Source organism: Alteromonas sp. Mac1 (assembly GCF_001562125.1).
Taxonomy (GTDB): Bacteria; Pseudomonadota; Gammaproteobacteria; order Enterobacterales; family Alteromonadaceae; genus Alteromonas; species Alteromonas stellipolaris.
On the sequence record NZ_CP013932.1, the window covers coordinates 3,396,609 to 3,418,211 of the forward strand.

A 21,603-nucleotide genomic window follows, 5' to 3' on the forward strand; every position below is an offset into this window, starting at 1 on the left:
TAGTATAGAGTCAACAACAAAAAGGCGCGTTTATGAAAATAGGTGAGCTATCAAAAAAAAGTGGGTGTTCTATTCAGACGATCCGTTTTTATGAAAAACAGGATTTGTTTGAGGCTTGCAATCGCAGTGAAGGCAACTATAGAATTTACGACGCGTCATCGTTGAGAGCACTGCGATTCATTAAGCAATGTCGCTCATTAGATTTGACTATAATAGAAATTAAACAGCTGTTGGATACGAAAAATAATCCCGACAAAAGTTGTTCTAGTGTGAACAATTTGATCCATCAACATATGGTTGACGTCACACATCGCATTGCAGAGCTTGAGGAGCTAAAACTTACACTATCTGAGATGGCCTCGGCATGCACAGATGATAGAAAAGTTAAAGAGTGTGGGGTATTGCAGTTACTTGAAGAGTGATACTCATATCTACAAGTATTATAGTTTTACGCTTGCCTACTTTCTTAGCACAGTCGATTGTCATCAATTATAAATTGATGATCCACGATTCGCTCGAAGCTGACAATAGTCAAATAAAAGATGCGTCCGCTACCTCCGACATAGCGGCCAGACGACCCAGATCGTTTGAATGTCCGTTGATCGCTCATTGGAGAAGTTGGCTTTTCGTAATGCCAACGTCCGCTTTACGTACGTTTCAGCCCTTAAGTGCTAGCTGCACCTTGAGACAAACAACGGACATTCAATGTTGTGATTTTCTACTTCTGATATTGGTCAAAACGAAAATGCTACAGCTAAAAGATAACGAGGAGGATCGGTACTATTGAAAATAGTTTCATTACCTTTCAATTTTTGCACTTCATCTTTATGCTAGTTGCATCATTATTACGGATGAGATGTAGCGAATTTGAGTAAGGAGTTAGAGACAGGCGAATGAAAACTTTTGAAGAAGCAGCAATGCCTATCAGATCAAGAATCTGCAAATTCAATACTATTTCTTTATTTGGCGAGTTGATTTCATACTTACAACAAACACCTAATATGAAAAAAGCAGGTGAAATCTCAGCTCCTTGGATTGTTCTATTAGCTATCGACTGGGTCTTAGAACTTCATCCTAAATCAGGTAAACAGACCGCTTCACAGAAAGATGTACAATATATCTTGAATGGAATTTGGCGCACGCAACATATTGCAGTAGGGGTTGATACATCACCGCTTTCCGTGCAAATAAGGGCTTTGCTAGCACCTCAAGTCATATTCCAGAAGAATAGTCGAGACTTAGCCTACTCTTTTTTGAGAATTAAAAAAATAATAGACGCAGACCCTTCAAACAGAAAAAAATTCAGGAATGCATTTAAGAAGAGGTATGAACTCGAACTTGAAGAGTTTTATGAGTTAGCTTTTTTATTGTGTATTTATTGCATGACCGAAAAGACCAAATTTTTTGATTTTTCAACTTTAGCCAGCAACTTTACGCCACATTATAGTTTGGAATGCATTTCTAAAGTTATCAATATATTATCAAAAACAATAACAGAGTTTGTTGATGAAGCATCAAGTGAACCAGATAGAGTTGTTGCTGATAACGAATACTTTAAGGAGTCTGTATTTCTTAACTCACCTTTTCTATTAACCGATAAAGGATTATTGGTTATTCACCCTACTATGGTAATGATAGGGATTTCTGAGTCATTAGTTCGTTGTTTTATTAGAGAAAACTCAAATAATAGAAATATATTCACAAGATGTTTTGAAGAGTATATAGATCAAATTCATAAAGAACTTTCTGTATCGGCAATTCGAGAAGACGGATTGAGAGAGTTTTATGCAAAAAGTGGTAACAGTGACAGGTTAGTCGTAGATTTCCTTGTTCAAGAAACAGGAGCTACTATTTTTATTGACGCTAAAGGAGTTGATCCAACAAACCCTGTTCTTTCAGCGACCTCCAGATATCGAATTTCAAGACGAATAAACGATCAACATTTAAAGGCTATAAGGCAAATCATTGATACGGTCGATGTTCTATCATCTAACGGTTTCGAAAATATCGAATGTATCGATGATAGGTATGGACTTGTAGTTACACATCAGGAGTTTTTCTTAGGAACAGGGGAAAGGATATTAAGTTTTTTACCTGAAAAGCTAAGCACTGAATTAGAGACTTTAGCTAAATACCTTATTTCTTTTCGCAACATCCATTTTTTGACTATCGAGCAATACGAAAAGCTACTTTGTATAACCAATGAAAGTGAACGTTCTATAGCTGAATTTTTGAAGTATGTGAGTAACTGCGAGTCTGATAGTAAAACGATGAAAATGATGATGGAACAATATATTGAGTCATTCTGCATCGAGGTTTGTGGATTAAATTTACCTAACGGGTGCTCTTCAATATTAGCTGAGAAGGAAACTATGTTCGAAAGTTCACTAACAGTATTAAACCACAATAGCGATTACTGGAGAATGATTGGTAGAAAAGGTGGAGATAATGGAATCATGCATTTTCTTAAATGCAGAAAAAACCTTATTGAAAATACGTATTTAAAGAAGGTTATGGCGTAATTTGGTTGCTATTCTGGATAGAATTTTCAAGCTAAAATCAAAATCTCGACAAGTCCGCTGCTCGTTCAAAGTTGAAACTAGAATACTAAGTCGTGAAGGTCCGCATCACGTACACAAGAAACTATTAGGTTTGAAATCTCTTCCTTTTTGAAGACATCTGTCCAAATGATGGCTAACCCAACTTAATCAATCACCGTTCTGTCGCTAAAGTACAGTATTTCCCAAGCTTATAATCTGCTATAAAAATGGGTTTTAACTCCTTTTTATATTTTGGAGTCCAAACCACTCTGAATTCATGTTGCCCCGAAAACTCGGGGCCTTTAATAAATGCCGGGTTCATTCCCAAGTTTTTACCGTCCCAGTGCTCTTCTCTGCTTTTGTAAACAACAGGCATCCAATTAACTCTTTTAATCAGAACCTTATGATTAATTGCAAGAGTAAGCGTTTCAATAAACCCTTTAATATCATGTATTCTGACGCAACTATTAGAGCCTTCCAGTTCTTTCAAAACATCTGTATCGCAACTCGTCGAAAAACAGAGTACATAGCAATCAGCTGCATTAACACTACTGCTATAGCTCAAATTTTTGACACTCTTAAGGTCATCTTCTAATGAAGTAACTGCTCCGTACTCATACCCGTTAACATCCTTTTGAAGGTAAGCAACCATATCTTCTCCATCTGGCCCTTTCATTTCAACTCGACGCCCTGACTTGACCCTACTCCCAGTCATATTAGTAAAAAGTTTTTTTGTTCCCTCAAATTGGTCTTGGATCCCCTTACCGTGTTCCATGCGTCTAAAATCGTATAGGGTTCCTATTCTTAGTATTCCTAGCGCACACAAACTAGTATTGAATCTGCGTTCTGTGAATCTATAAATATACTTCAACTTGTAATTCCTTTTAACATGGGCTCTCTACTCCTAGCAGGAAGTACTCTGTAATACACTGCTTATTTCGAGCTCTTCACTTCTAATCGGCGCAGGCCGCTAACTGATTATTAATTACTCTGCGTTCGCGGGGTTTAAATTCCAATTTAAAAATTTCTGTAATTTTAATGAACTTGTCTAAGTACTTGCATCAATAAGAATAGTTCGAAGGCATCCACTTAGAGGGTCACTTCGCCCCCTTTGATCGATTGGCTCTGGCATAAACAGCGATTGTGTTAATAGGGGCGTTCGCAAATTCTCTTCTTAGTACAAGTGGCCAACCATCAGCGCCATGCTCGTAACCCCACTTTAGAGGCACTATATGGTCAATATCAAGGTCATCATCGTAATAGACTTTATCAGTGTAGTAACTGTATATCTAGACAGACACCTAACTCTCAATAATGAAAATAGCTTGGTTAGCTATGGCAATTAAAGCAGAAGGCCGGTATCAGTCGGGGGGGCGTCAAAAATTCACGCACTGACGCCATCAAGTAATCAATGCGCTAACTTCCGCTGCACGTACACAGGAGCTGCACACGCAACCCCGTACAGCCAAAATTTCAATAGATTCCGATACTTCCAAAGCGTCGTCCACCTCGATGCCTGTCACCGACAAGTGAGTCTGTTGATAAGCCATTTTTTTTTACATTTAGAGCGTTTGGTGTAATATCGCACCACCTCTAATAAGTTGGACATTAGTCATGCCTAGACAAAGTATTTCACTAACTGAAAAAAATGATGCTTGGTTAAAGCATCATGTAGAAGGCGCCAAAGAATATGCTAGTAAAAGTGAACTAGTTAATGAACTGATTCGCCAAGCACGACGGAATGAAGCCATTAATCAAAAGTTAATGGATGTGGAGTCTTCCAGGTTCGTCCACCAATCGAAAGAACAGATACTAAGCGAATTCAAAAGTGTGCTGAATTCTAAGTGAGCGATTATAAGCTCTCGGCAAACGCTAAAGAAGACTTAAAACGAATCTACATCTTTGAATTCGAGCACTTCGGTGAACAACAAGCTGATGTGCATTACGATGCGTTTTTTGATGCATTTGAGCGCATAGCAAGTAACCCCAATGCTTACCCATCAGTAGACAATATTCGTGCTGGCTATCGACGTTGTCCGTGTGGTTCAGATTCAATTTATTTTCGAATCCGCAACAATATTGTTGAGGTCATGGCCATTATCGGAGGACAAGATACGGACATGTGGCTCTAACCTTCGAAAAGCCACTCACGTCTCCATGGCTCCGTTGTGCCGGTTGCCAGAGCAACATTTATGATAATCAGCTTTTCACTCTTAGTCTGTTCAAATTAATCCAATAAATTGCCTATCCACCTTCACACAAGGCTCTCTGTTGGCGTCTAATAGAACGTCTATATAAGCAATGCTTTTCTTTCGTACTCCGCAATAGCGTTTTCTTCCAGTAATGTTCTTCCTATTTTATCTACTCCAGTTATCAAATTTTGTTTATGGTGAAGCGGAATAGCAAAACTGAAAACATCACTGTTAAAACGAACCTGCTGATTGCTTAAATCAACAAATACCAATTGGTTCGGATTCTGCCGACATTGCATTGCAATATCGTCAACCACATCGCGGGGTAACGTAATCGGTAAAATCTGATTATTAAGGCAATTCGCATAGAAAATATCAGCAAACCCTTTGGCTATAATCACTCTAAATCCAAAATCAGCGATAGCCCATGGCGCATGCTCACGACTAGAACCACAACCAAAATTTTCACCTGCAAGTAATATTTCAGCGCCAGCATACACAGGGTCATTGAGCACACAATCTGGGTTCAAAACGCTTTCATTGGAGTCGAGGTAACGTACATCATGGAGAAGATGCTTTCCAAAACCTTGACGCGTTATTTCTGTCAGAAATTGCTTTGGCAGTAGTTGATCAGTATCCACGTTATTTTCTACAAAAGGTATTGCCTTAGATTCAACCGTTATTAATGGCTTCATGGCTGCCTCCTTAATAGCAATCTAACATCGGTGAGTTTACCTTTTAGTGCCGCACCAGCGGCCATGGCTGGACTGACTAAGTGCGTTCTAGCGCCTCGCCCCTGTCTGCCTTCAAAGTTTCGATTGCTAGTAGACGCACAGCGGTCGCCTTCTTTAAGCACGTCATCGTTCATCCCTAAACACATTGAACATCCGGGCAATCGCCATTCAAACCCTGCATTGATAAACACGCGGTCTAGCCCTTCTTCTTCCGCAAGTTTTTTTACTCGCATCGAACCTGGTACCACAATAGCTTTTACTTGTTCGGCCACTTGTCCATTTAATACCACCGCAGCGGCTTCTCTTAAGTCTTCTATTCGACTGTTTGTACACGAACCAATAAATACATGGGAAATAGCAACATCGCCTATGTTCTGACCAGCGTTAATATCCATATAATGCAGTGCCTTTTGCATAGCGCTACTGTCGCCGTCAGAATAACTGTCAGGCAATTGAGGTACGGCTTCATCGATGCCGATAACTTGCCCTGGGTTAGTTCCCCACGTCACCTGAGGGGATAAACGAGACACATCAATGTCGACTGTTTTATCAAATTTTGCATCAACATCTGAAAAAAGCATCGACCAAGCGGCTTTCATTGCCTCGAACTTCTCTCCTTTAGGCGAAAATGCTTTTCCGTCTAAGTAGCGAAATGTGACATCATCCGGTGCAATCATGCCTGCTTTCGCGCCGGCTTCGATACTCATGTTGCAGATTGTCATTCGCCCTTCTATCGACAAACTCGATATCGCGTCTCCGCTATACTCCACAACAAACCCGGTTGCACCGTCGTGTCCAATTTCTCGAATTAAGGCTAAAATCATATCCTTAGCGAAGACCCCTTCGGGTAGCTCGCCATTAAAATTAACCCGCATATTCTTTGCTTTGGTTTGACGAATGGTTTGGGTAGCTAACACATGCTCCACATCTGATGTGCCAATGCCAAACGCTAGCGTACCCAAAGCGCCATGGGTAGCGGTGTGCGAGTCGCCACACACCACTGTCATACCAGGATGGATAAGCCCCATTTCCGGCCCCATAACATGCACAATACCTTGGTGACTATCTCCTACTGGATATAAGACGATATTATTAACTTGGCAGTTTTTAATTAATGTCTTTAACTGCAACGCGTTCTTTGGACCACATGCATCAAGACTCGTCGACTGCGTAGAAATGCTATGATCCATTGTCGCTATCGTTAAGTCAGGTCGTCTTACTTTTCTGTTGAACTGTTTTAAACCATCAAATGCCTGAGGTGAAGTCACTTCATGAATCAAGTGCCTATCAATGTAAAGCAACCCGTCACCATCAACTGAAGTAACAAAGTGCCTGTCCCAAAGCTTGTCATAAAGTGTTTTAGGCATGGTCGTCCTCCGCTTCTCTCTTAGCAAAATATGACGACACAGTGTCAAGACTGACAACTTCAGTATACTTTGCGTGTAGGTCGTGCAAGTTCGCTTTGTGAGCGTCAATGTTTCTGTCTCCGCAGGCTTCTTCGACCACCCATACAGGAAAATTACACGACAATGCATCTACTGCGGTTGCGCGAACGCAACCGCTGGTTGTTAAGCCACACACCACTACGCTGTCCACCCCGCCGGCTTTTAACTTCTCGTTTAGCTGGGTGCCAAAAAAAGCACTTGGGGCGGTTTTCTCAATTAACGTAGCATTATCAGAAAACGATAGGCGGGGGTCTATCTCAACCCACCGGCTACCTCGAGCAAGCATATCTAAGTCAGGCAAATGCTGTCTGAACACCGATTGCTGGCTGTCGTTGTCATACACAACTGTGGAGAAATAAACGGGTAAGTCTGCGCCATAGAAGTCCTGAATTAGTGCTTCAGCGGCGGTAATTTCACTATCAAATACACCGCCAAGAGGACTTTCGGGTGACGCAAAGCCTACTGTCATATCGACAACAATTAACGCAGGGCGCACGCCAAAGACGACACCTTGCGAGAGTAAATCGCTACTACTAAGCTGCATACTATTGTCTCGCAACGTTGAACGATGGTGATACAGGTGCGTCTAAGCCTGTTTCCTCTTTCGCTTTGGCTTTAATTTCTTCTATTGTTCCGCCACGATCAAACAGCGACACTTCACCTCGCTGTTCTTTCAATGTCGCTCGCAAGCGCTGGGTTTCGGTGTCGTTTACCGAACCATTTTCAATCACCACACCGTATCGACGCGCGCCTTCTAAAGACACTAATCCCCTGGCGACATCATCGGCTACCGCATTGGGGTCACGATCAAATGGATCGCCCCAACCGCCACCGCCCCATGTATCGAAATACAATACATCACCCGCTTTTACTGCAATGCCCTCACATTTGGCAGGCAGAACTTCTGTGCTGCCATCTTCTCGAATGAGGCGTTTTGTTGAACGTTTACCTGGCAAGCCCCCATTAACGCCCCAAGGGTAAGTTAACCACCTGTCATCATGAATAGCGATGGCGCCATCACACAGGAACCGATACCCCACCGACAAGCCATTACCTCCGCGATGCAAACCAGGGCCACCGGAGTCTGGAATAGTTTCATACGTTTCAACACGTAGGGGAAAATACGCTTCAATAAATTCGTTCGGTACGTTAGTAAAACCAGGCCATAAAGAATGTCCGTCTGGCCCATCACCCACAGGCCTGCCTGGGATACCACCAAAGCCAATCTGGAAGAGTTGGAACCACTCTCCTTTATCGTCATACCCAGAATAAAACAGATGGGGAGAATCAGAGAAACCAGCTGCATTCATGGCATCAGGCGCACCTTGCCCTAGTAGCCCTCCCATTACGTCAAAGATACGGCCTAATGCGTGCGTTCTTCCCGAAAGGGCGGCTGGAAAGTTTGGTTTAAGTAAGCTGCCTTGAGGAATACGCACGTCAACTAAGTCATAAAACCCATCATTGAACAGTATTTGAGGGTCCACCAAATTGATAGTAAATGAGCCGAAGAACATCTTGAACATGTCTTCATTTAAGTAGAAATTTATTGAGCTTTTCGCTTGCGGATCGGTGCCTTCAAAATCAAAAATTGCCTTTCCATTTTCCCGCCACATCTTGCAGCGTATTTTGTATGGCCCCATGCCCACACCATCGTCACATAAATAATCTTCAAATACGCGAGGCTCTTCTGGCACCAACATATTGATAATGGCTTCCATCGCAACATGGTTACGCTCGAGCATGATTTCCATGGTGGAATAAAACATATCGTCACCGAAACGCTCGGCTATTTCTTGGCAGCGTTTTGCCGCCGTTTTACATGCTGCCACAAGTGCGTTTAAGTCAAAACGGTTCCACTGAGGCGTTCGCACATTGTGCAAGATGAGCTCTAATATATCGCTTTGAAGCACACCTTTTTTATAGAGTTTTGTGGGTGGAATTCGAATACCTTCTTGAAATATGGTCTCCGCTTTAATGGGTATTGAGCCTGGCACCATTCCGCCGTTGTCTGACATATGACCAAACATGGCAGACCACGCAATGTGTCGCCCCTCTTTAAAGATAGGAACAAGAATAATCCAGTCGGGTAAATGAGAAACGGCTGCATTTGTCATGTAAGGGTCGTTGGTAAGGATGATATCCCCCTCTTCTAACTCGCCCTCAAATGCACTTAAGAAACCATGAATGAAAGAACCAAATTGCCCTACTACCATTTTGCCGTCTTTATTAGCAATCATGGGAAAGCAATCACCCTGCTCGCGGATCCCAGGGCTCATTGCGGTACGAAATAGCACCGCATCCATTTCCTCTCTGGCATTACGCAATGCATTCTCAATGATATCCACGGTAACCGTATCAACGTCAATTCTGGTCAACTCAGCTGTGTTGGTTTGTTTAATTTTATTATTCATAACGCCTCCTTATTTGCCAGTCGATTCAGGGTTGCTTAACGGGTTAAGTAATAGATTGCCTACCGAATCAACGGTTGCAACGTACCCAGGGAGAACCACTGTCGTTGAGTCCATTTCACAAATAACAGCAGGTCCCTTCACCGATAATGCTTCGTGAAGTTTTCTACGCTCGTAAATGACTGCATCGTGGTAGCTGCCTTCATAATAAATTTGGCTATCGGTTAACATGCAATCTTCAAGGGTATAGCTTGTATTAACGGGCGGATGAGTGGGAAGTGCTTTGCTTTTTGCGGTAGCGACTGCGCGCACCATCACAACTTCATGGCCCTCTTCTAACGCAAAGGTGAATAGCTGTGTATGCTCTGCATCAAAGTGCTTTTTAAGCAAAGAAAGGCCCTTATCTTCAAGATCTTGCTTAGAGAAAGGAACGCAAAGTTGGAAGGCTTGCCCGGTGTAGCGAACATCTGCTTCATAAGTAATAGTTTGCTCGTCCATCGAAATTCCATCGGCGAGCAGGGTAGAAGATGCTTTTTCTGCTAATTCGGTTAGTACTTGCTTAAATGCATCGTCGGTGAGGTTGTCGATAAGCGAAACCAGTGTTTGGGAGGCCTCATCACGTACCTGAGTGGTGGCATCACCATAGGCACATAATACGCCAGGACCAGGAGGAATAATGGCAGGCCACGCTTGTGTTAGAATACCCAGTGCATTGGCGTGTAATGGGCCAGCTCCGCCAAAACCTACAAGGGCAAACTCTCTTGGATCAAACCCTTGCTCTACCGACACTAACCGAAGAGCACCGAACATAGCTTCGTTAGCAATCTTAATGATACCTTCAGCCGCTTCTTCAACAGAAATATCCATGGCGTCTGCCACTTTTTTTACCGCCGCTACCGCAGCGTCTCGATTGATAGCCATTTTGCCACCAAGCTGCACATCTGAAGGAAGATAACCGAGTACCACATTGGCGTCGCATACCGTTGGTTCTACACCGCCTTTCATATAAGCCGCCGGGCCCGGTTTAGCGCCAGCTGACTCTGGGCCTACGCGCAGTGCTTTGGTCAGTTCAGGTACAAAAGCTATGGAGCCACCACCAGCGCCAACGGTTCTTACGTCTACCGATGGTGCGCGAACCGTGACATCTCCAACACGGGTTTCTCGTCTTACCCGAGCCGTTGCATTTTGAATAAGCGCAACATCAGTAGAGGTGCCGCCCATATCAAAAGTGAGTATGTCGTTAAATCCACCTTGTTTACAAAAATGGATAGCCCCCGCTACACCGCCAGCAGGACCAGACATGAGTAAATTAACGGGGCTTTCTGCAGCTGAACGCGCAGACGCCAGTCCGCCATCAGAGCGCAAGATAGACAGATGAATATCGCTGCCCATACGCTCTGTTAGCGCGCCATGTAAATTATCGACATATTTGGCTACTTCAGGGCGAACGTAACTGTTTACCACTGTGGTTTCAGTTCGCTCGTATTCTTGCAATTCAGGAACAACATCAGAAGAAATAGAGATTGGCATATCAGGGAAAACACGCTGTGCAACCGCTTGAGCTTGGCGCTCGTTCTCTCCGTTTACATAAGCGTTTATAAAAGAGATAGTGAGAGCAGTAAATCCACCTTTATCTCTTAATGCCTGTAAGCTTTGCGTGAGCTTCTCTTCGTCAAGGGCTTTAACAATGCTTCCATCTGCGCCCACTCTTTCACTTGCTTCAATAGTGAGTTCTAACGGTGCAAGCAAAGGCTTCTTCATGTAGCTTACCCAACCTCCAAGCCCCCCCGGACAGAATGAACGAGCCACTTGCAGCACGTGCTTGTAGCCTTGTGTGGTAACCAGTGCGACACTTGCCCCCTTGCCCGTCAATACCGCATTGGTTGCAACAGTAGTACCGTGCATAACACGAGCGATATCAGTAACATTAACACCTGACTCTTCACAAATACGGTCTATACCGTTAAGTACCCCAACGGAAGAATCGTGCGGTGTAGAAGGTACTTTTGCAGTAAAGGTTTCCCCAGATATTTCGTTAATTAATAGTAGGTCGGTAAAGGTTCCGCCCACATCAACCCCTAATCGATAACTCATTTGCTTCCCCTTTTATTTTCTTGTTGTTCTAACCAGGTTTTAGCATGTCCACCACGTGCTGTGCCTGTTAATGCCTTGGCTTTGTCCGACGCTGCAAGTAACAGGCCCATATCTATGCCTGTGCTATAACCCATTTGTTCAACCAGCAGCACCACATCTTCTGTCGCTACATTACCGGTGGCGCCCGGTGCAAATGGACAGCCACCCAATCCCGCAATTGATGCGTCAAATTGTCGAATACCCGCTTCAATCGCGGCATAAACGTTTGCTACGCCCATTGCGCGTGTATCATGAAAATGGCACGACAATTTGTTAGCGCCAAACTCCGATACCATTTTGCTCATCAGCACATGTACCTGATCTGGAGATGCCGCACCAATCGTATCGGCCACCACAATGTGAGCAGCCCCAGCATCTAATAATGCGGCTGATACTTTAATCACTTCATCCACGCTAATGTGCCCTTCAAAGGGGCATTCCCATGCTGTTGCAACATAAGCCTGCACTCTACGATTTAACTGTGTGGCCAGCGCAAGCACATCTGATGACATAGACAATGCTTGGTTAGTGGTCATACGAATGTTTTTTTCGTTCATCGTTGTACTTGCCGCCACCACCAATGACATAAGAGGTACATTCAGTTCCACCCCAGTGCTAAACCCTCTTTCGTTGGGTATAAGCACTGAGTACGCCACCTTATCTTTGGCCTCGAGTTGATGAATGACCTCATCTGTACCAGCCATAGCAGGAACCGCTTTAGGCGATACAAAAGCCCCGACTTCAATGGCAGGTAATCCAGCTGCAACTAATGCATTTATTAATGCAACTCGCTCATCCACACTTAGGTGCTTTTTCTGATTCTGTAGGCCATCTCTGGGGCCAACATCGTTGATGATGATTTTTCCTTTCGTTTTCATCAGCGAACTACCTTTTTCTCAAATAAAAGGGCTAGCTCACTTTCGCTCATGCCAACTAAACCTTGCAGCACATCTCTTGTGTGCTCGCCAACTTTGGGCGCAGGCGAGAATATTTCGTCGGTGGTACGCGAAAACTTAATAGGATTACCCGGCCCTTTGGTTTTGTTACCATCACCGGAGGTAAGCTCAACCACCATATTGCGGTGCTTCACTTGTTCATCACTAAGGGCTTGAGAGAACGTATTGACAGGCGCACAAGGAATACGCGCCGCTTCTAGCTTTTCAATCCAATAGTCAGACGTTTGTGTTTGCAGTGTTTGGTTAAGGGTTTCGTCGATAAAATCTTTCTTCGCCCACCGTCCTGGCTGGGTATCGAATTCGGGTAAGTCCAATGCATCTATCTTCACCACCGTTTTTAAGTTTTGCCAAAAGTTATCGGTGATAACCGCAATGACAATAAACCCATCTGCTGTTTTAAAGGTGTTGTAGGGCACGTGTACAAAGTGCGAATTGCCAATGGGGAATGGGTCTTTCTCTGACAGAAAGTACATTGTAGCCATGTAGTTAAGCAGTGATATCTGACAATCTAACATTGAGATATCAACGTCTTGTCCTTTACCACTTTTTGCCCGTTCCAAAAGCGCGGCTTGGATTCCCATGACGGCAAACATACCGCCGCCTAAATCGCCAATTGGAATACCGGCTCGAACAGGGTGATTTGGATCGGTACCAGTGATAGACATACCGCCACCAGTAGCTTGTGCCACTTGATCAAACGCTGGACGTTTGAATTTGGGTCCGTTGCTACCAAACCCCGTAATTGAGCAGGTGATTATTTCGGGGTTTATTTTACTTAACTGTTCATAGTCGATTTTTAAACGCGTTGGTACACCTGCACCAAAGTTGTTGACCACCACATCGGCTTTTTTTACCAACTCATAGAATACGTTTAAACCTTCTTCAGATTTTAAATCGATGCAGACACTTTTTTTGTTTCGATTCAGTGTAATGAAGTAAGCGCCCATACCATCCAACGAATTATCGGGATCGGTTGCGAGAAGCTTTCGAGTGCCTTCCCCTTGCAATGGCTCCACTTTAATCGTCTCTGCCCCTAAATCGGCGAGTATCATTCCGCAGTATGGCCCTGACAGCATATGCGTAAGGTCAATGACAGTAATGCCTGACAATGGTTTATTCATAAATTCATCCTGATTAAAATTCAATCTTCGAAGCGTAGGGATTAGAAGCTCATACTAAGTTCTAAACCGTAGGAGCGTAGCGCCGAGGGGTGAACAAACGAGCCGCCGAATTCTGGCGCAGGGATCACCTCTTGCAAATAAGCCTCATCTGTTAAGTTTTTGCCCCACAATGCGACCGTCCACATTTCACCTTCTATGGAAATGCGAGCGTTAACGGTGCTATATGCATCACGCTGAGCGTTACTGAAGTTTTGAGAGTGAGGGCCGGGAGGAACACCGCCACCTAGCGTGCCGAAGAAATCCCAGATAGTAGGCGTTTCTTCACCTTGCAGCGTATGGAAATGGGTTTCTCCCACATATTGATAATCAATTCGTGTGGTAAGTTGTAAGTCGCTGGTAATCTCGTGATCGTAAGAAATACCTAAGGTGTAAGAGGATTTTGGTGTTTGTGGTGCTTCATTGCCGACAGAAAGTGGTCTGTTCTTGTTCTCGATGATTTCACTATCAATAAGCCCCATTCCAGCAAAAACACTCAGATTGTCGTTAACCCGATAATTAGCGTCCATTTCGAAGCCCTGAATTTCTAGCTCATCAATGGTGGTAACCGCTCTTAATAATCCAAACGGACCAGCGAAAAACTCAAAGAACTGGTTATCTTCAACTTTGGTGTGAAACACCGCGCTGTTCACTTTTAATCGATTGTCTAAAAACGTTCCCTTGCCGCCGAATTCAATACTTGTGGTAATTTCCTTGTCATAGTTATCGGGTACGATAAGTTGAGCATCAACCGCATCACCGGGCGTACCGGCTCCACTTGCATTGAACCAAAAATCTAACGTGGCTTCAGTGCCGATAGAATTGAATCCACCACTTCTAAAACCAACGCCATAACTGGCATAAAGGTTTAGGGCATCGCTTGCTTCGTAACTAAAGGTTAGCTTTGGCTGCCACTGACTAAAGCTTTGCTCTCGATCGGGAATACCATCAGGGTTGGCCGTAAATGCAGGGTTGATAGGCCCTACTACACCGTCAACAATGGTATTAACATTAAAACCAGAGGCAGATACATTGGGTACATTATTTGCCACTTCTCGCGACTCGTTGTCATATCTGAGTGCGAAAGACACTTCCCATTTATCGTTAACGTCGTATTCAATTTGACCAAACGTAGATAGCACGGTGGTTGAAAACGTATCATCAAACAATAAGTCTGTAGGGTTTGGCCCGTCGGCCGGAACGTATGCTTGACGTAAGAAGCCTTGTCCTAAATCTGCACCGTAAGCTACAACAACATCTCTATCTATATTGGCGAAATAGACGCCCGCTATCCATTGCAGGGGCGAATCTGTGTCGTTCGATGTAAATCTAATTTCTCCGCTGTAATCTTGTTGGCTTCGTTCTTGATATTGATAACCATCACACGAAGATGGCGTATAAGGTCCATATACGCCTTGAAAATCTTGTCCTGGTGGAAGCACTACAAAAGGAGATAGGAAATCGCCAAACAAGTCGCTTCTTCCCGCGCCACCGAAATCAACTGGAAGGTTATTTAATGTTGCACGATCGGTTTGGCATTGCTCTGTCAATTCATAGCCATAAAATGAAGCGCTTGTACCATCTGATAACAGATATTCTTCTAGATTGTTGTACGCAACCACGGTAGTGACATCAAATCCCTCGTTGCGCCAATCGGCTTTTAACGAAAGCTCTGTGGTCTTTTGTTCATTTTCACCAGGTACGTTAAAAGCAAAGATAAACTCGTGATCATTCACGTCATTAAAAAACGCACTTTGACCAAAATCTTCTACAAAACTCGGTAGTGCGAACACGGCGTTGAAGTTTATTGCTCCGCCTTTAGCCTCGCTGTACGAGCCACGAAAATCGTAAGTAAGATCATCAGTCGCTTCCCAAATAAGCCGCCCTTTGACCGATGTATCTTCTAAGTAATCTACCGCGTCATCACGCCCCAGATACACATTTTCATAAAAGCCATCTGTAGTTGAATGCGCTACCACAATGCGCCCAAATACATTGTCAGCAAGTGGCCCAGTAAGCATTCCAGAATAGCGCTGCGAATTGTTATTACCAACGCCACCTTCAATTCTGGCCTCCATCACGTCTGAGGGCTTTTCCGTTGTTATCAGAATGGCACCGGCAACCGCATTTCTGCCATATAGCGCCCCTTGCGGCCCTTTTAAAACTTCAATTTGCGCAATATCAGTTAACCCTTCGTTAAAACTATTCGGATTCGTCTGCAACACCCCATCAACGACATATGCAAAAGTAGATTCTGCATCGCGTGTAGAAATAATTCCCCGGATATTTACTTGTGTATCACCCACGTTGGCCGCATCAACAATACTTACGTTTGGAATTAGGCTAATAAAATCGGAAGGACGCTCTACCCCCGCAGCCTCTAATTCCCTTGCTGACAACGCCGTTACCGCAATCGGCACTTCCTGAATACTTTCAGGACGCTTTCGTGAAATACTGATAATTTCAACGAGCTCAGACGTTGCTTGCTTTTCTTCTTGTGCAAAAGCAGGAATGGCTGAACTTCCTATGGTTAACGCGAGCGACACTTGTAATGCTAAATATGTTTTTCCGGTGGTTTGCATGACTATCTCCGAACACTAATTATTGTTGTGATTTATTGTTTTTAACCTTCGCCACAATGTGGTTTGGCTAATTCCTAAGTCCTGAGCTGCTTTACGTTTATCACCCTTCCATCGCGCCAATGCGGCTAGAATGAGTTCGTTTTCTTTTATTTTTATTATTCCTTTGTCTGCCAATACAGGCTGACGCCCCCCACTTAACTCTGGCGCAATTTGAGGTAATGCTGTTTGCAATCGACCAAGGTCGTTTACGGTATGAAGATAAGCCACGACGCGCTCTAACACGTTTTCTAACTCGCGTATATTTCCCGGCCAGTTGTGCGCAATGAAGCTGTCATTGAGATGTTCAAGAATGGTTGATGGGCTGTGTGAAACCCCATAACGATTTAATAGCTTTTCAAGCTTGTGCGCCGCAATGTGAAGAATATCGTCGGGGCGCTCGCGCAAAGGAGGAATAGAGATATTGAATACATTGAGTCGATAGTAGAGATCTTCACGAAACGCGCCTTCATTAACCATTTCCGATAACGAACGGTTTGAAGCGGCGATCAGTTTCAAGTCAACTTCTCGCTCTTGGTTTCCCCCCAAAGGACGGTAGCTTCTTTCTTGTAAAAACCTCAGCAATTTAGCTTGCTGATCTAGCGCCAGCTCGCTAATTTCATCAAGAAATAGTGCGCCGTTCTCGGCTTCCTCTATTAACCCTTTGCGACCACCTCGCTTTGAGCCTGTATACGCGCCATCCTGATGACCGAACAGTTCACCTTCAAACAACTCAGATGGGATAGCACTGCAGTTAAGGGCGACAAACTTGCCACCCGCATAGGGGCCTTGATGATGTATTTGTCTGGCAACTAGTTCTTTCCCCGTACCCGACTCTCCAAACAGCAATACGTTACTTGGCGATGTTGAAAACGCCTTTACCTGCTGCAACACCGCTTCAATCTCGTTAGATTGGTAAACTAAATCGTGGCGAGGAGACGCCGCTTGCTTCGAAGGCGTTTTTTTAAGTTTTTTGCGATAAAGTTGGTAAACAAATTTATTCGTACTGCCTTCGGATAACGTGTCTAGATGAAACCACCATTCCTCGCCGTTAATTTCACATTCGCCATCAGTTTCACGTTTTCCACCCCTTGGGTGAATAAGGGCATCTAAATCGACTTCTGCATTTGTACTTAGATTCAAGTGATGCTTAGCAGCGCTATTAAGGGTTAAGGCATCATCGCTCTCATCGACCATGATAATGGGGGTTTGAGATTTAGTGAGTAACCATGATACCAACGCTTGTTCTTTGGCTAACAAACGGGCTTTCTTAGCTTCGTCGATGGCGCTTTGAAGAGTTTTTCTACACGAGCGTTCTGTATAGATTAAGAATGAGGGAATACCTTTGCTATTCGCTAAACCACATACCAAGCTAGCTCCCACTACAGCTATGCCTTCAGACTGACTCGCAATATGAAACTGCTCTCTTGCTTGGTCGGCCGTTAAGTAAATCGACTCTACAATATCGATATTGAGGTGGGAATCAGCAAGTTTTGCTGCGCAAGATGCTTCTGCAAAAGAAATGATATGAATTGACTTTGAGACCTTAGAGGCTTTTTCAACCGCTTCGAATACGTCCCATTCTGTTGTTTGCATCGATACTACTGGAATAGACAATGCAGATTGTAGATATCGCGCATTTGAACCTGCGCTGACTATTACATCAGGGTCAAATTCTGAAATATGCTGTTGAATTTCTTTCGTACTTCCAACGATGGAATCTACAATCTTAAATTGGGCTTCACCGACGTATTCAGGTAGCACGCTCCCCACCAGCTGGCTAAATTCGTTATAGCCAACGATAAGGATACGAAGTTGAGGCTGATCCAATCTTACCGATTTCACGTTGTTGTTTTCCATCACATTTCTCCAATAGGTTGCCCCATGAAGTAACGTGAATTTTTATTATAGTTACACTGGGTATTGCACCAGTTGTGCCAACTTAATAAAAAAACAGTGTGCGGTAGGTTTCACGGGGGCTGTACAATAATCAAGCGCCCAGTGTAGTCATATCGATGAGAAAATAACCAGCATTAATATTTCAATTTGAAATAAATAAATTTCAATGTGAAATATTAATATGAGTGTAAATATTAATGCGTTTCACAAAGTTGCAGTATCGGACCGAATTCATAATCTAATGAAATATCTTGCACATACCAGTTGTCCAACCCTTTACGCATTTCACTATTGCGAGGGTTTCCCGTTAATCCAGCTAGCGTTTTTGAAAGATCGTCACTACCAAATGAAATGAGAAAAATACCTTCTCCTTTCTCTTCTAAAATCGACGCGATAATGCCGTTTTCATCAGTTGGGCTGACAAATACAAGCCACGTATCGCCTAATTGGAAACGCGCCGAATTAGCCCCGCGGCTAGAGAGTGGCTCAAATATGGGTTTGGTATTGGTGAGTTTGGCGAATTCCGCTACGGCTTTATCTAACTCTCTGACTAGAAAGTTAATGTGATGTATGTTTTGTACCACAGAGAAGCACTCCTACGTTATTTGATATATATAAATTGTTGCAACTTTAGTATTGTGCCCACCTTCTCTTTTGTGCTTAACTCAGCCTCATAAACGGAACCCGTTTATCACATCTAATAATAATAAGTCTAATCAGACAAATCGGCGTTTAGCTGTACCCCACATAAAAAGAAAGTAATCGCAATAACTGCGGTGCAGTATGCGTACCAGAAATACGCATAAAACAGACGCGCTTTTAGCGCCCTGTAAATGCAGTTTATGCTCATGTTGAAATACATTTATAAAAATTCAGGAACACACAATGCAACAGGCAAAATTTAACGCTTCTGCTTTTAAGCTTTCCTTAATCGCTGGCGCAATCGCTGCTATTCCTTTTTCGACTTCACCCTTCGCTCAAGAACAACAGAGCATTGACGAACAAGATGTTGAACAGATTCAAATTGTTGGTTCGCGCCGTGTAGGCCGCACTGTTAATGACTCTCCGGTTCCTATCGATATTATCGATGCGTCTTCTATTGAAGCCACTGGTTTAACCGAAACCAACATGATCCTCAATTCGTTGTTGCCAAGCTTCAACTTCCCGCAGCCTTCTGTTACTGATGGAACAGACCATGTTCGCCCCGCTCAGCTTCGTGGCTTAGCGCCAGATCACACACTGGTATTAGTGAATGGCAAGCGCCGCCATACTTCAGCACTCCTTAACCTAAACGGTTCTGTGGGCCGCGGCTCTTCTGCTGTGGATTTAAATGCTATACCCGCTAATGCGATTAAGCGCATTGAAGTATTGCGCGATGGTGCAGCGGCTCAATACGGTTCAGACGCCATTGCTGGTGTTATCAATATTGTATTGAAAGACGCTAGCGAAGGCGGTGAAGTATCAGCCACTTACGGTGCAAACGTAACTACTATGGACGGCGTGCCTAACCTTGAAGGCGTTAGTGCAGATGCTGATGGCAACCTTGCATTCAATACAGGTTCAGATCGTGAACTGACCGACGGTCAAACTTTTACTCTTCGCGGAAATATGGGTTTTGAGTGGGGCGACGATGGTTTTGTTAATGTTTCAGCTGAATACCGCGACCGTGGTGAGTCGAACCGTTCAGACTTCGATACTCGCGAAAATTATGCTCGTGATGCCGATGGTAATTTAGATGAGAGAGAATTCACGGTTAACCGCTACAACCACGTATACGGTAATGGCGAAGTAGAAGATTACGCCCTGTTCGTAAACGCGGGCAAAGCCATTAACGACAGCATCGAATTTTACGGTACTGCGGGCTTTAGTTCACGTGATTCTATTGGCGGCGGTTTTTACCGCAGAGCATCAGATAGCCGTAACATCACTTCTATCTACCCTGACGGCTTCTTGCCATCTATTCAAACCGATATTCAAGATATGTCGGTACTTGGCGGCATTAAGGGTTACGGCGATGTGTGGAACTACGATTTGTCACTTACCCACGGTGGCAATGCTTTAGAGTACAGCGTAGTGAATAGCTTGAATACCTCTCTTGGTCCAACAAGCCAAACAAGCTTTAACGCGGGTGAGCTGGAGTACAACACTACCATTATTAACGCTGATGCATCGCGTTTGGTGGATACAGGCTATTTCTATAGTGAAATGAATTTCGCTATGGGCGCAGAATACCGCCACGAAAGCTATGAGATTACCGCTGGTGAAGAAAACTCTTACATCCAAGGTACGTTTGGCCCAGGTGGCGTAGTTACCGACCCTGTTGATGGCCCTTTTGGCTCAGCTGGCTCACAAGTTTTCCCTGGCTTCACGCCAGAGTCAGCAGGTGAAAACACTCGTCACAACTATAGCTTTTATGTAGATGTAGAAGCCGATGTACTAGAAAACTGGAATGTGGCAGTAGCTGGTCGTTATGAAGACTATTCAGATTTTGGCAGTACCTTTAACTGGAAAATGTCACACCGGGTAACCATTACTGATGCCTTGGCTCTTCGCGCCTCTGTATCGACTGGCTTTAGAGCACCGTCGTTGCAACAGCAGCACTTTACTTCTATTGCCACAGTATTTGTGGATGGCGAGCCAACTGAAACGGGTACGTTTGCCGCTTCAAGTGATGTTGCACAGGCATTGGGTAGCCCAGGTCTTGATGCTGAAGAATCAGATAACTACAGCGCTGGTTTCACTTACTCGCCTACTGCCAATTTCAACCTAACCGTAGATTTCTACCGTATTGATATTGACGATCGTATTGTGTTGTCGAACAACCTATCGGGTGATGCTATTGAAGCGTTGCTTGAAGGCACTGGTGCTAACCAAGCTCGCTTCTTCTTAAACGCGATTAATTCTCGCACGGAAGGAGTAGATATTGTTTCTACTTACACGTTAAATACGGCTGATTTTGGTGCGTTTAACTTCAATGCAGGAATTAACTTCAACGACAACGAAGTAACCGATATTCTTGAAGCGCCAGAAGTGCTCCAAGGCGCAGGCTTCGATCAAAGTAACTTGTTTGACGATGTAGAACTGCGTCGTTTCGAGACTAGCTCGCCAGATAGCAAAGTGAACCTTGGTGTAACTTGGTCTTATGACCGTTATAACGCTACTTTGCGCACTACTCGCTATGGCGAGGTGGAAGACCCATCTTCAATTGAAGCACGTAACGAAATTATACCTTCTGAGTGGATCACAGATTTAGATGTACGCGTAGCCCTTACCGACAACTTGGCGGTGTCGGTTGGTGCGAATAACATCTTTGATGTATACCCAGAAGCTACACGCGATTTAGTTGATGACGTAACTACCTTCTCGATGATTTTCCCATACTCAGGCTTCTCGCCCTATGGATTCACGGGCCGTTATGTTTACGGAAAAGTGACTTATAGCTTTTAATTAATCTTGTAAGTTAAAACTCAAAAAAAATGCCGGATGTGAAAACATCCGGCATTTTTTATATGCTAGCAATA

17 protein-coding genes are annotated in these 21,603 nt (G+C 43.9%); 5 read left to right on the forward strand and 12 right to left on the reverse strand.

Going from position 1 to position 21,603, the window contains the following annotated elements; translation table 11 throughout:
* The first annotated feature begins 32 nt into the window (after window positions 1–32).
* Entirely contained in the window at window positions 33–422 is a 390-nt protein-coding gene (gene cadR, locus AV939_RS14555) for a Cd(II)/Pb(II)-responsive transcriptional regulator (RefSeq protein WP_057790211.1), read from the forward strand.
* A 471-nt stretch (window positions 423–893) separates the two neighbouring features.
* The gene (gapS1, locus tag AV939_RS14560) at window positions 894–2,522 is read left to right on the forward strand and encodes a GapS1 family protein (protein WP_057790209.1); all 1,629 of its coding nucleotides are present in this window, start codon (window positions 894–896) and stop codon (window positions 2,520–2,522) included.
* A gap of 190 nt (window positions 2,523–2,712) precedes the next feature.
* Here the strand turns inward: gapS1 and AV939_RS14565 are convergent, their stop codons facing one another.
* Together AV939_RS14565 and AV939_RS20520 are read right to left on the reverse strand one after the other, a co-directional pair.
* Window positions 2,713–3,315: a hypothetical protein gene (locus tag AV939_RS14565; protein WP_061997818.1), complete on the reverse strand. Its 603-nt coding sequence runs from the start codon at window positions 3,313–3,315 to the stop codon at window positions 2,713–2,715.
* Window positions 3,316–3,637: 322 nt separating this feature from the next.
* Complete coding sequence (locus tag AV939_RS20520; protein ID WP_082604856.1) at window positions 3,638–3,829, reverse strand: GmrSD restriction endonuclease domain-containing protein; 192 nt, start codon at window positions 3,827–3,829, stop codon at window positions 3,638–3,640.
* Window positions 3,830–4,154: 325 nt separating this feature from the next.
* On the opposite strand from AV939_RS20520, the gene AV939_RS14570 reads away from it, so the two are divergent.
* Window positions 4,155–4,388 carry a ribbon-helix-helix domain-containing protein gene (locus tag AV939_RS14570; RefSeq protein WP_057790205.1) on the forward strand — a complete coding sequence of 78 codons (234 nt, stop codon included), beginning with the start codon at window positions 4,155–4,157 and terminating at the stop codon, window positions 4,386–4,388.
* On the forward strand, window positions 4,385–4,672 hold the full coding sequence (locus AV939_RS14575) for a type II toxin-antitoxin system RelE/ParE family toxin (RefSeq protein WP_057790203.1): 288 nt from the start codon (window positions 4,385–4,387) through the stop codon (window positions 4,670–4,672). The genes AV939_RS14570 and AV939_RS14575 overlap by 4 nt, the downstream gene beginning before the upstream one ends.
* A gap of 158 nt (window positions 4,673–4,830) precedes the next feature.
* Here AV939_RS14575 and leuD read toward each other — a convergent pair whose 3' ends face one another.
* From leuD to AV939_RS14625, 10 genes are all read right to left on the reverse strand, one after another.
* The gene (gene leuD / locus AV939_RS14580; protein WP_057790201.1) at window positions 4,831–5,427 is read right to left on the reverse strand and encodes a 3-isopropylmalate dehydratase small subunit; all 597 of its coding nucleotides are present in this window, start codon (window positions 5,425–5,427) and stop codon (window positions 4,831–4,833) included.
* Complete coding sequence (gene leuC, locus AV939_RS14585; RefSeq protein WP_057790199.1) at window positions 5,424–6,833, reverse strand: 3-isopropylmalate dehydratase large subunit; 1,410 nt, start codon at window positions 6,831–6,833, stop codon at window positions 5,424–5,426. The genes leuD and leuC overlap by 4 nt, the downstream gene beginning before the upstream one ends.
* Complete coding sequence (locus AV939_RS14590) at window positions 6,826–7,455, reverse strand: isochorismatase family protein (RefSeq protein WP_057790197.1); 630 nt, start codon at window positions 7,453–7,455, stop codon at window positions 6,826–6,828. Before AV939_RS14590 ends, leuC begins: the two co-directional genes overlap by 8 nt.
* Window position 7,456: 1 nt before the next feature.
* A complete protein-coding gene (locus tag AV939_RS14595) occupies window positions 7,457–9,322 on the reverse strand; it encodes a hydantoinase B/oxoprolinase family protein (protein WP_057790195.1) in 1,866 nt (621 codons plus the stop codon).
* A 9-nt stretch (window positions 9,323–9,331) separates the two neighbouring features.
* Window positions 9,332–11,413: a hydantoinase/oxoprolinase family protein gene (locus AV939_RS14600; RefSeq protein WP_057790193.1), complete on the reverse strand. Its 2,082-nt coding sequence runs from the start codon at window positions 11,411–11,413 to the stop codon at window positions 9,332–9,334.
* Window positions 11,410–12,330, reverse strand: coding sequence for a hydroxymethylglutaryl-CoA lyase (locus tag AV939_RS14605; protein ID WP_057790190.1), 921 nt, complete (start codon window positions 12,328–12,330; stop codon window positions 11,410–11,412). The genes AV939_RS14600 and AV939_RS14605 overlap by 4 nt, the downstream gene beginning before the upstream one ends.
* Complete coding sequence (locus AV939_RS14610; RefSeq protein WP_057790188.1) at window positions 12,330–13,529, reverse strand: CaiB/BaiF CoA transferase family protein; 1,200 nt, start codon at window positions 13,527–13,529, stop codon at window positions 12,330–12,332. Before AV939_RS14610 ends, AV939_RS14605 begins: the two co-directional genes overlap by 1 nt.
* A 41-nt stretch (window positions 13,530–13,570) precedes the next feature.
* Window positions 13,571–16,147: a TonB-dependent receptor gene (locus AV939_RS14615; RefSeq protein ID WP_057790185.1), complete on the reverse strand. Its 2,577-nt coding sequence runs from the start codon at window positions 16,145–16,147 to the stop codon at window positions 13,571–13,573.
* Between the two features lie 15 nt (window positions 16,148–16,162).
* On the reverse strand, window positions 16,163–18,043 hold the full coding sequence (locus AV939_RS14620) for a sigma 54-interacting transcriptional regulator (protein WP_057790184.1): 1,881 nt from the start codon (window positions 18,041–18,043) through the stop codon (window positions 16,163–16,165).
* Between the two features lie 233 nt (window positions 18,044–18,276).
* Entirely contained in the window at window positions 18,277–18,666 is a 390-nt protein-coding gene (locus tag AV939_RS14625) for a VOC family protein (protein ID WP_057790182.1), read from the reverse strand.
* A gap of 301 nt (window positions 18,667–18,967) precedes the next feature.
* On the opposite strand from AV939_RS14625, the gene AV939_RS14630 reads away from it, so the two are divergent.
* Entirely contained in the window at window positions 18,968–21,529 is a 2,562-nt protein-coding gene (locus AV939_RS14630; RefSeq protein WP_057790180.1) for a TonB-dependent receptor plug domain-containing protein, read from the forward strand.
* Window positions 21,530–21,603: the final 74 nt, after the last annotated feature.

Coding starts and splice junctions, on each gene's coding strand:
- AV939_RS14600 (WP_057790193.1), bottom strand. CDS start 11,413: ATGAGTTATCGATTAGGGGTTGATGTGGGCGGAACCTTTACCGACCTA.
- AV939_RS14615 (WP_057790185.1), bottom strand. CDS start 16,147: ATGCAAACCACCGGAAAAACATATTTAGCATTACAAGTGTCGCTCGCG.
- gapS1 (WP_057790209.1), top strand. CDS start 894: ATGAAAACTTTTGAAGAAGCAGCAATGCCTATCAGATCAAGAATCTGC.
- AV939_RS14630 (WP_057790180.1), top strand. CDS start 18,968: ATGCAACAGGCAAAATTTAACGCTTCTGCTTTTAAGCTTTCCTTAATC.
- AV939_RS14595 (WP_057790195.1), bottom strand. CDS start 9,322: ATGAATAATAAAATTAAACAAACCAACACAGCTGAGTTGACCAGAATT.
- AV939_RS14610 (WP_057790188.1), bottom strand. CDS start 13,529: ATGAATAAACCATTGTCAGGCATTACTGTCATTGACCTTACGCATATG.
- leuC (WP_057790199.1), bottom strand. CDS start 6,833: ATGCCTAAAACACTTTATGACAAGCTTTGGGACAGGCACTTTGTTACT.
- AV939_RS14570 (WP_057790205.1), top strand. CDS start 4,155: ATGCCTAGACAAAGTATTTCACTAACTGAAAAAAATGATGCTTGGTTA.
- leuD (WP_057790201.1), bottom strand. CDS start 5,427: ATGAAGCCATTAATAACGGTTGAATCTAAGGCAATACCTTTTGTAGAA.
- AV939_RS14620 (WP_057790184.1), bottom strand. CDS start 18,043: ATGGAAAACAACAACGTGAAATCGGTAAGATTGGATCAGCCTCAACTT.
- cadR (WP_057790211.1), top strand. CDS start 33: ATGAAAATAGGTGAGCTATCAAAAAAAAGTGGGTGTTCTATTCAGACG.
- AV939_RS14565 (WP_061997818.1), bottom strand. CDS start 3,315: ATGGAACACGGTAAGGGGATCCAAGACCAATTTGAGGGAACAAAAAAA.
- AV939_RS14605 (WP_057790190.1), bottom strand. CDS start 12,330: ATGAAAACGAAAGGAAAAATCATCATCAACGATGTTGGCCCCAGAGAT.
- AV939_RS14590 (WP_057790197.1), bottom strand. CDS start 7,455: ATGCAGCTTAGTAGTAGCGATTTACTCTCGCAAGGTGTCGTCTTTGGC.